This is a genomic window from Phaeodactylibacter sp. (assembly GCF_040219495.1).
Classification (GTDB): Bacteria; Bacteroidota; Bacteroidia; order Chitinophagales; family Saprospiraceae; genus Phaeodactylibacter.
In genome coordinates this window covers 42,351-52,697 of the sequence record NZ_JAVJSK010000059.1, presented here as the reverse complement: position 1 = coordinate 52,697, position 10,347 = coordinate 42,351, and the positions used below count along the sequence as shown (strand labels likewise).

The 10,347-nt window shown below is 49.7% G+C and carries 7 protein-coding genes; 4 read left to right on the top strand and 3 right to left on the bottom strand.

Annotated features, from left to right (window positions below):
- Window positions 1-652: 652 nt before the first annotated feature.
- The 3 genes from lepB to RIC19_RS08910 are packed head-to-tail and all read left to right on the top strand — an operon-like array spanning window position 653 to window position 4,675.
- Entirely contained in the window at window positions 653-2,263 is a 1,611-nt protein-coding gene (gene lepB / locus RIC19_RS08920; RefSeq protein WP_350177958.1) for a signal peptidase I, read from the top strand.
- A 9-nt stretch (window positions 2,264-2,272) separates the two neighbouring features.
- On the top strand, window positions 2,273-3,907 hold the full coding sequence (locus RIC19_RS08915) for an aspartate:alanine exchanger family transporter (protein ID WP_350177957.1): 1,635 nt from the start codon (window positions 2,273-2,275) through the stop codon (window positions 3,905-3,907).
- A 12-nt stretch (window positions 3,908-3,919) separates the two neighbouring features.
- Entirely contained in the window at window positions 3,920-4,675 is a 756-nt protein-coding gene (locus tag RIC19_RS08910; protein WP_350177956.1) for an SDR family NAD(P)-dependent oxidoreductase, read from the top strand.
- Window positions 4,676-4,742: 67 nt separating this feature from the next.
- On the opposite strand, the gene RIC19_RS08905 is transcribed toward RIC19_RS08910, so the two are convergent.
- On the bottom strand, window positions 4,743-6,020 hold the full coding sequence (locus RIC19_RS08905) for a hypothetical protein (protein ID WP_350177955.1): 1,278 nt from the start codon (window positions 6,018-6,020) through the stop codon (window positions 4,743-4,745).
- Between the two features lie 372 nt (window positions 6,021-6,392).
- Here RIC19_RS08905 and RIC19_RS08900 point away from each other — a divergent pair, with 372 nt between their 5' ends.
- Window positions 6,393-8,537 carry a beta-helix domain-containing protein gene (locus RIC19_RS08900; protein WP_350177954.1) on the top strand — a complete coding sequence of 715 codons (2,145 nt, stop codon included), beginning with the start codon at window positions 6,393-6,395 and terminating at the stop codon, window positions 8,535-8,537.
- Between the two features lie 101 nt (window positions 8,538-8,638).
- Here RIC19_RS08900 and RIC19_RS08895 read toward each other — a convergent pair whose 3' ends face one another.
- Together RIC19_RS08895 and RIC19_RS08890 are read right to left on the bottom strand one after the other, a co-directional pair.
- Window positions 8,639-9,316 carry a DNA alkylation repair protein gene (locus RIC19_RS08895; protein ID WP_350177953.1) on the bottom strand — a complete coding sequence of 226 codons (678 nt, stop codon included), beginning with the start codon at window positions 9,314-9,316 and terminating at the stop codon, window positions 8,639-8,641.
- Window positions 9,313-10,200 carry a hypothetical protein gene (locus RIC19_RS08890; protein WP_350177952.1) on the bottom strand — a complete coding sequence of 296 codons (888 nt, stop codon included), beginning with the start codon at window positions 10,198-10,200 and terminating at the stop codon, window positions 9,313-9,315. Before RIC19_RS08890 ends, RIC19_RS08895 begins: the two co-directional genes overlap by 4 nt.
- Between the last annotated feature and the right edge of the window lie 147 nt (window positions 10,201-10,347).

The following is a 10,347-nucleotide window of genomic DNA, read 5'->3' as shown; positions in this document are numbered from 1 at the left end:
GTCGAAAACTAACAATTTTTTGGTTAGACGAGGCACGAAAACCGGAGTTTAGCCTTAGCTAAATGAGGATTTTCGGGACGAAGTATAAGCAAAAAAGTGTAGTTTGCAGGCCGATTACTAAAGTCCCAACACGCTCTTAGTAGCTACACAAAGAAAGGGCATTAAAGCCCCCCCTTTCTGAAGTCTCGGTTCCGGGCGCTCTTGGATCTGACAAAAAACCTTGATCCATGACCTATACAAAACCTACATTCCTAAATTCTAGTTCAAATTGATACGATACCCATAATAAACACTTTTGCGCTAAGCGGCTACTTTTTTCGACTACCAATAGCTATTTAGCGATTGGCGTAAGCGTAAGCTGACCCGGGGGGCAGTAGCCACTCCTTAATTATAGTCTGACAACCTTCTGCAAGTTGGAGGTCTTCCCGTTTATCTGAATACCCGGCAGATTGGCCCTAAAGAAAACGACCATTCATCCAATTGGTGGCAATGACGGGTGCAGGAATGCGTTTTTCAAAACGGAACGCTCCGGCAATTGCACTGCAAGACCATTAGCAGGGTACTGCACAGCGCCCGATTAGACCATTAATTGGTGTTGCAAACCAAAGCATAAGGAGTATATTTGCGCGTTACCAAAAGTAAATCAACATCCATGGGTTTCTTTCTCTTTTTATTGATTAGCTATATCCTGCTCAGCATCAGCCTTTACTTTCTGTTTCCGAAGGCAGGTGTAGACGGCTGGAAGGGGCTGGTGCCCGGTCTTAATTTCGTTGAGTGGTGCAAGCTCATCGGCCGCAAGGGCAGCCACGCCGCATGGCTGTTGTTCCCGATCGTCAATATTTTCATCTACGCAGGTATGGCGATTGATATGGTGCGGTCTTTCCGGCACTACGGCTTTCTCGACAGCGTGCTGGCCGTGCTTTTTGCGCCTTTTTACTTTTTCTACCTGGCCTTTAAGGAAGGGGAAGCCTACGACGGGCCTACCCTGGTGAAGGAAGCGGAGTATAAACATCAGTTGGCAGAGGCACAGGAAGACAAACAAACCCGCAAGCTGAAAAAGCTACAAAGCAACAATCCTTACCATAAATCTCAGGTCCGGGAATGGGCAGAGGCAGTCATTTTTGCCGTTTTTGCGGCAGCCTTTATCCGTATGTTCCTGATTGAGGCCTATGTAATCCCGACTTCATCGATGGAGGGCTCACTGCTGGTGGGGGATTTCCTCTTTGTGAGCAAAGCCCACTATGGTATCCGTACACCGGAAACGATAGCGATGATCCCGCTGCTGCACAACCGTGCTCCGGTGATCAATTCAGAGTCTTACCTTAAGAAGCCCAAGCTCCCTTATTACCGGCTGCCGGCCCTGGAAAGCATTGACCGCAAGGACCCGATTGTGTTCAACTACCCGGAGGGCGACAGCGTCTACATCTTCCCTGGCCGGACCTGGAGTATCCATGACTACGAGCGGGGCGCCATCCCGCCACAGTACGCCCGGCAAATCAAGAGTGGCAACAAAAAGCTCATCGTCCGCCCAATGGACAAAAAAGACCACTACATCAAACGGGCGATTGCCGTGGGCGGGGACAGCCTGGAAATCAGGGACCGGCAGGTCTATATCAACGGGCAACCGGCAGAAAACCCGGAGTACCTGCAGTACATGTACCAGGTCAACTTCCCCAATACGGCCATCAATACCCGGCAGTTTTCTGACTGGGGTATTTCGGGTGAAGACATCATAGCCCAGCAGGGCAACACCACGTTCATCATTGTGCTCTCCAATGAGCAGAAAGCGAAAATACAGGCCCTGGACGAAAATATCACCATCGAGCCTATGGACATGGGGCAGCTCGACACCAACCCTGAGAAGCTATTCCCCCATGACCCGAAGCATTTCCCTGGCTGGACGGTAGACAACTACGGGCCCGTCTATGTACCACAAAAAGGTGCCACAATAAAAGTAAGCCCAGAGAACATTAGCCTCTACAAACGCATTATTGGGGTGTACGAAGGGAATGACCTGGCCATCCGGGATGGAAAAATCTTCATCAATGGTGAAGCCACTGACGAGTATACCTTCAAAATGAATTATTACTGGGCCATGGGCGACAACCGGCACAACTCGGAAGACAGCCGGGTTTGGGGGTTCGTCCCCGAAGACCATATCGTCGGGAAGCCCATCATCATCTGGTTCTCTACAAAAGAAGGATCTATCGGCAATGGCATCAACTGGAGCCGGATCTTCAAATACGTAGGCAATCTGAAATAAAACAACTCTATGGTTGACGCCTTCATCGAGAACCCTCTATTGCTATTATTCGTAGTAGCTGGCCTGGGCTATGGTGTGGGCAGTATACGCATCAGGGGGAGCAACCTGGGTGTGGCAGCTGTGCTCTTCGTGGGCCTGGGCGTAGGCGGGCTTAGCCCTGACCTTCACATTCCTGACATCATCATTTTTTTGGGGTTGGCCATGTTTGTGTACACCATCGGTTTGAGCAGCGGGCCGAGCTTTTTCGCGACCTTCAGACAGCGGGGATCGAGAGATATTATTTTCGTTATTGTCATGCTCACGCTCTCAGCTTCTATTGCTTTTGGGCTGCACTTTGTGTTTGGTTTTGATGCCAGCACTACCTCCGGGCTTTATGCCGGCAGCACCACCAATACACCGGCCCTTGCCGGTCTTTTAGATGCCATCAGCAATGCTAATTTGGATACTCTGGCTTCTAAATCCATGAGTGAAAAAGCGGTGATCGGCTACTCCCTCTCCTACCCTATGGGCGTGATCGGAGTGATGATCGCCATTAACGTCATGCAGCGGCTGCTCAAGATTGATTACCTCGCAGAAGAACGTGAACTCAAGCAGGAATACCCTGTCCGGCAAACGGTGACCAGTAAGACAGTGGAAATTACCCAGCCTGATGTTACAGGCATCCCGCTCCGGGATTTGAAACGGCAACTCAGTGCAAATGTGGTTTTTGGCCGCTTGGTCCGGGGAGACGAGACCCTGCTGACCAATTACGATACCACCTTGCAGGTTGGTGATCAGGTGGCCCTGGTAGCCGATGAAGAGGAAATCGAGCGGGTCACTCAGCTGCTTGGTAAAAATGTGCCGTTCCGCCTGTCCTCCGATCGGTCAGAATACGACACCCGAAGGATATTTGTCTCCAATCCGGATATTGCCGGCGAGCGCTTATCTACCCTGAACCTGAATGAACGTTTTGCCGCCATCATTACCCGCGTTAGAAGAGGCGATATTGATTTGCTGGCTAACTCCAAGCTCGTTCTGGAATTAGGCGACCGGGTCCGCTTTGTGGCCCGGCGGCAGGATATCCCAAGGATTTCTAAGCTCTTCGGTGACTCTTATGATGCCCTCAGCCGTATTAATCTGCTGAGTTTTGGCCTGGGCATGGCGCTTGGGCTGCTCTTGGGCATGATCACCTTTCAGTTGCCCGGAGATGCTTCGTTTAAGCTGGGGTTTGCAGGCGGCCCCATCATCGTGGCACTCATTTTAGGCGCACTGCGGCGCACCGGCCCCATTGTATGGACGTTGCCCTACAGCGCTAACCTTACGCTACGGCAAATCGGGCTGATCCTTCTGCTGGCAGGTGTGGGTGTGAATTCAGGGCATACCTTTGTGGATACGGTAGCGCAGGGCGGTGGTGGTATTATTTTCCTGGCCGGAACGATCATCAGTTTCATCACAGCCATTGCCACTTTGTTTATTGGCTACAAGCTCCTGAAAATACCGTTCAGTTTTCTGACCGGCATGGTCGCAAGCCAACCAGCAGTCCTCGATTTTGCCCTGGAAAAAGCAGGCAACAAGCTCCCAAATATTGGCTTCACGCTAATGCTGCCGGTCTCCCTGATCACCAAGATTGTCTACGTTCAATTCCTTTTTGCACTATTGCGGTAAACCCTCCAGTCTATGAATTTCTCAGGCAAACGTGTTTTGATTACAGGTGGATCCAGAGGCATTGGCAAAGCTGCTGCCCAGGCATTTGCAGCAGCAGGCGCACGCGTCGCTATCAACTTCAACAGCAACAAAGCTGCTGCCGGGGCCACCATCGACAGCCTCACCGGTGAAGGCCACTTTGCCGTGAAAGCCAACATCAGCCACCCGGAAGCCGTTGCCGGGATGGTCGACGCCGTTTCTGCGGAAATGGGCGGTATTGACATCCTGGTTAACAATGCCGGCATCTTCATCCCCCATCCGCTCGCCGAAGTAGACTACGAAGAATGGCAGGCTGCCTGGCAACAGACGATGGATACCAACCTCACCGGGGCGGCCAACGTGACGTACTGTGTGGCCCGGCGAATGATTGAACAGGGCGGCGGGCGTATCGTTTTTGTTTCTTCCCGTGGTGCCTTTCGCGGAGAACCCACTCACCCGGCCTATGGTGCTTCCAAGGCGGGGATGAATGCACTGGCGCAGTCGCTGGCGCAAGCCCTGGCTCCGCACAACATCTTCATCGGCACCCTGGCTCCCGGCTTTGTCGAAACAGACATGACCGCCGGGCATCTGCAAGGCGAAAGTGGTGCGGCTATCCGGGGGCAGGTCCCCAACGGCCGGGTCGCCCAACCGGAGGAAATGGCACATTGTATTCTCTTTCTGGCTTCAGAGCAGGCGGCGTATACGACTGGCTGCATTCTAGATGCAAATGGAGGGTCTTACCTGAGGTAAAGGGATCGTCTGCAAGGGATAAGCAGGATGCAGATTTGATTGGGTTCCCTCCCCAAAGCTCAGTAGATCAATTCCCTTGAGCTAGTTTCCCCAGTTCTTGTTGCAGCCACCATTGGTCAAAAAGTGGCCTGACTGTTGTCATTTGCTGCTCAATTTTTTGGTGGCGCCGCTGGTACTGAGCGGTACTAAGATAAGGGCTCCGCTCTTGCAGGTCAGCAATTCGTTTACAGATTTTGAGGAAATTAATGATCGACTTTCGATAGTCTGCCGCCACCTCGCGATTGCGTTGCATTCTGATCTTGCAGGCGTCCAGGAAGTAATGAAAGGAAAAATAGTCTTTTTGGGCCAGGTAGATTTTCAGGAGCATAATACTTCCATTAATATCATAGTATCGGTCAGTAAACTGGACTTCGCGCAAGAGGTCCACCGCCTTGTCATAAGTCTTTGTGGTGTAATAAAACTGTGCTAAGGAGTAATTATAGATATTGTCGGCTTGGACAGGAGACAGGTACTGTCGATAATCCTCCAGAAACTCACGTATCCATGGAAAAGCTTCTAGCTGTAGCCCGAGAGTGATGATATTCTTAAAATCATTAGCAGGAAAAATACCGTCCAGTAAGAATAAGCCACGGTCCAGCTGATGCTGGTAGAGCTTCAACAGGTGTTGTGAAAAATCTCGCTGCCCCCCGTTGATCTGACGAATACAGTAATTCTGTGCATAGCGGTAAATCTCACGCATTTCTTCAGGAGGGAAAGTGGAAGGATGTACCAACAGCAAGTCGACAAATTCCTGGTAATCTTCCATCGAAAAATCCGCTTGTAAACTGCGCCAAACCTGCCAGTAAATCGCAATAGCGGGAACCTCCCGGAATCGGGTTTCCTGTTTAATGACCTTTAATATTTCGGGTAATAAATGCGGCGCATAATCGGCTTGAATAATTCGGTTGCGATTGAGCATTTCGCAGGCAAGCCGTAGTTTTTGTATAATAAAATAATGATCCAACGCATCCGATTGTCGTTGCAAGGCAGGATCATAGCGGCGTTCCTGCTGCCGGCCGAAAAAGCGGTCCTGCTCCTGAGCCAGTAGATAAGTTCTTTCAAAGTATTCCGCATCGCGATAAGGGTACTGCTCCAGGGATTCTTTTGCTGGGTTAAGGAACAATTGAAAATCATGATCAGATTTCCGCTCCTGCAATTGCCTGAGAAACAGCAATTCCTCCCATTGCCGATTAGCTTGTTGCTGCACCAGCCAGTCCTGCAAAGCCACGTAAAGGGCGTTGCACTGTTTGCGCAGATAATTGCCCGAATAGCCTCTGCCCCGAAAGCTTTTTTTAAAAACTGCCATTTTTTCAAGCGCTACTGCGGGAAAATCCGGATGGTACGACAACAGCACAGCCAACAACTTTTGAGGCGCACTGTTACCCGATGGGGATCGGGAAGTTAGCCACTGCGCAAAATCTTTCGCTTCTTTGGGTGAAAGGCTTTGAAGCAAACGTACAACCTTGGTATTATTCAAAGAATTATTTCCCACTAACAATCACTTTATATCACTGATATTCAACTCCTAAGAAAAATATCTTTTCTAAAGATAAGGAATAATTATCAATCAATGTATTTTATTGAATCCTAATAAACCTGCATGTTTGTAATCGTCGATAGAAGGCTCCTCCAACAATGAGCAGCCACCATGACTTTCTAACATCAAAAAATGTGCATTATGCGTTGTAAACTATTCTCCATTCTCTTTACCCTACTGAGCTATTCGTTTCTGCAAGCACAAACGGAAGTCAGTGGTGGCATTTTCGATCCTGTTGTCTGGTCTCAGGCAGGAAGTCCATACCTCGTCACCGGAGATGTAGTGGTCTTCCCGGGTGCAAGCTTAACTATTGAGCCTGGCGTTGAGGTTCAGTTTACTGAAAATACAGGTATTGAACTTCGATCGGGTTCTATATTCGCCAATGGCACAGCAGCTGAACCCTTGTTGTTCACCCTGGCCCCTACTGCACCACAAGAGAGCACCTGGCAAGGCATCTTCAGTACCACCCCTCTATGGACTACCATCGCGATGGAGTTTAGCCACTTTACTATGGAGTTTGCGGAAAAGGGAATAAAATACAATGGTGGGGGTTATCGATTCGTCAATGATGCCACCTTCCAATTCAATACTGTAGCCATCGAGCACGGCGATGAGGGTTACGATTGGCCGACTATGACCAACTGCAACTTCTCTGACAATACTGTAGGGGTGCGCGGGCGAGCGGCCTTCTTTAATTGCAACTTCAGCAATAACGAACGTGCTACCGAAGACCTTTATACTTTTTCGGATGGTAGCGAAGGCGCACGGGTCGTAGATTGTATCTTCACCAATAATGATTTCTGCTTCATCAATAATAACATCGTCATCAACCGGGCTATTATCCGGAACTCTACTTTTCAGGATAACGGTCAGGTAGCCACAGCCCTATTAATCGATGCGGACAGCTCCTCTTTCATTGGCAGTACGGAGTATGGAATTTATGCCTACCGGACCAATATCCGCAACTGTTTTTTTTCGGATAATGCAATTGGCATCCGTACTACTGAGACTTCCCCGGAAAGCAACATAGTCGATAACGTCTTTACCAACAACACCATCGGTATTCAACTGGATGGTCCGGGAGCCATAGTTCGAAACAATACCATATGCGACAATGACAGCATCGGCGTTTATGTCGCTACGCCCAATAATGTCAACATCTCTCAGAATTGCTGGTGCACAACTGAGTTAACAGATGTCCACGATGCTATCTTTGATGCCAACGATGATGTAGCCTCCGGCATTGCCGTTTTCTTACCGCTGGATATGGAATGCCTCGGTCCGCTTTTCTACGCTGGCGACATCAACAGCGATGGGATTGCTAACGCCTGGGACTTGCTCAATATTGGCGTTCATTACGGGCAGGAAGGCCCGGCACATGAGGAACCTAATACCAGCTGGACTGGACTGGAAGTGCCAGACTGGGATGTAACTACCATCAATGGCCTAAACCTTAAGCATGCTGATGCAGATGGTAACGGATTCATTGACGAGGGTGACGCCGAAGTGCTGTCTATCAATTATGACCGTTCTCATAACCATGCCGCCAATCTGCCTCCGGTTTACAATAATGATGGCCCTTACGAGTTACGTTTAGAACTACCTGAAATTATCGCCACTAACCAATCGCTGTCCCTGCCTTTAAGTATAGGCAATATTGGCAATCCGCTACCTGATTTTTACGGTATTGCCTTTGCCATAGCTGCTGATACCAAATTCTTTGAGACTGGTTCCTTTAGCCTTGATTTTACGGATTCCTGGTTAGGTTCAGAAGAAGAGCTGCTGTACATCTTCCAGGAAGCTCCAGACAAAAACCTTATCGAAGTAGCTATCGTCCGCAAGGACGGGCAAGCCGTCAGCGGTGAGGGCCTTATTGCCCAACTTAACTTTGTGATGAGCGAAGACCTGATCATCTCCATTCAGTCGGCTGGATTCGGTAACGAAGTATTACCCTATCTGGATCTGGTCGATGTGGCAGCTATCACTCACGAAGGTATCCATATCAACACCACTTATACGCCTCAGGAAATCACGAACAGTGAGGAACAAACACTAAATCCAACAACCATTTCTCCGTTCCCCAACCCAAGCAGCAATCGTATTTTCCTGCGTGGCGAAGTAGCAGCCATTAAATCCTACCGCTTGCTCAACGCACAGGGACAGGTAGTGCAGGATGGAACACTTCCTGCCAATGGAATCATGGTTGCCGGTCTAACCACTGGACTTTACACGCTGGAATGCTTAACCGAAAAAGGCTTGAGTGTCCATAAAATTATGATTCAATAGAGTTTATTAAGCTGTCCAGGAATCAGATCCCATTCGAACCAGAGCAGGTAATGATCTGCTCTGGTTTTATAAATCAGGAATGACCATGGATAAGGGCGGGGCTAAAGGTGCTTGGTGGCTTCCCGGACGGTAAGCTTGGGCAGGTGAGGGTTTTGGCGGACAAAACCACGGACGCTTTCGGGTGCCGTTCGGGCGTATTGCCGGAGCGCCCAGCCTGCACCTTTCTGCACAAAAAACTCCGTGCTGTCCGCCTGGCGGAGGATGTAGCGGAAAAGGCGATCGGTGTCCGTCTTTTCTTTATAACCCAACTGGAAAATGATGGCGGCGCGTTGAAACCAAAAGTCTTCAGATTCAATCCACCGGTCAGGGTAATCTTTTTGGCAATCCGGGAAGCGCAGCAAGAGCCCACCGGCAATTTTAGGCGAGAGGAAATCGACGGTATCCCACCAACAATTCCGGGGAATTAATTCTTCCACGAGATCCAGAAAATCAGGGGTTAGCCTTCGGAGTGACTTTTGCAGCAAATCGTTGACGGCATATTGCAGCTCCCGGTTCGCATCAGGTTTAAAACACAATCGGCATACAGCTTTTAGCTCCGCTCCTTCTGGCATGCCCACAGAGGCGATATGGTTTTTGACAATAGCTTTGCGCTCCGGAGTTTTGATCCCATAAAACCGGGCGTTGTGTTTCATGTAGGCCTCCATCTGAGCGGCTTGCCCGGGGTTAGTGTTGGCTTGAAAAGCATCCTTTAGCAGGCTTACGTAGGCTTCGGGGGTCATAAATGCTTTATAGATTCGATAATTTCGGCTTCCGCCATGGGTTGCATATAAACGTTCAGCAATTTGTCCGCAGCTTTTTTCAGGTGGGCAGCGCCAAAATGCAGTTGCCCATTCGACATCCCATAAGCGATGACGTGCCCGGAAACCCGCCGCGGAATATTCAAACCACTGAAGTGGCGGTCACTGGGATATAGTTTGGTGATAACATTTGAATCATCCAGCCAAAGGAAGGCCTCTTGGCTTTCAAAACTATTGGTATTGGCTATAATTTTCGCCGTCACCATCACCTTGGCATCCTTTCGGGCAAAAAAATGACCGCATTGGTACCAGGAGCAACGCTGCACCGGGAAGCCAAAATAACGACGGTCTCCTACCTTGCGCACTTCCACCGGAGTTTTGAGCGGGCGCCAGTCGAGAAAGGTATTACTCTTTACAGAACGTACGGTAGGCAGGCTGCGGGCGAAGAGTTTCGCATTGCCTGGAGGATGGGGGCTGTGCGGGCTTACCGGGATCTCCATCATCACCGGCTCGTTGAGTTGCAGAGGGGCACCATCCCTAAATATGTTGAACTGCACCTGGCTGATGGCATCCACCACCCGGTCTTCCGAAGCCGTGGGCCGGGCAGCAAGCAAATACTCAAGCCGACCGCTGATTTCCGTAAGCCGAACCTGAATTTGGTCGTCAATCCGTTGACCGGTGGTAGTGGAAAGTGAATGCGCAGAAAAAGTAAGCCTGGTCCCTTTTTCCCCAACAATAGTGCTGTTGCGGCCGGCATTGATCAGAAAGACCTGCTCGGGCGGACGATGTTTTAAGAAAAACTCTTCCAAAGTCCTATAGGGGCTCCCTGTATAGGTATGCACCCTGGGTACGTGGCCAGGTATCATATTTTTTTTTGTTTTCTCATAGTGAGCCGGCACCAATACTGTTACCGCTCTTGTAATTAGATCGTACTCATAGTTATTGCGCTGCCTGTGTAGAGCAAACGCATTGCAGGAATGTTCAGGGAGGGTAAAGGTCAGAACGCCTGATTC

Coding starts and splice junctions, on each gene's coding strand:
- lepB (WP_350177958.1), top strand. CDS start 653: ATGGGTTTCTTTCTCTTTTTATTGATTAGCTATATCCTGCTCAGCATC.
- RIC19_RS08915 (WP_350177957.1), top strand. CDS start 2,273: ATGGTTGACGCCTTCATCGAGAACCCTCTATTGCTATTATTCGTAGTA.
- RIC19_RS08910 (WP_350177956.1), top strand. CDS start 3,920: ATGAATTTCTCAGGCAAACGTGTTTTGATTACAGGTGGATCCAGAGGC.
- RIC19_RS08905 (WP_350177955.1), bottom strand. CDS start 6,020: ATGGCAGTTTTTAAAAAAAGCTTTCGGGGCAGAGGCTATTCGGGCAAT.
- RIC19_RS08900 (WP_350177954.1), top strand. CDS start 6,393: ATGCGTTGTAAACTATTCTCCATTCTCTTTACCCTACTGAGCTATTCG.
- RIC19_RS08895 (WP_350177953.1), bottom strand. CDS start 9,316: ATGACCCCCGAAGCCTACGTAAGCCTGCTAAAGGATGCTTTTCAAGCC.
- RIC19_RS08890 (WP_350177952.1), bottom strand. CDS start 10,200: ATGATACCTGGCCACGTACCCAGGGTGCATACCTATACAGGGAGCCCC.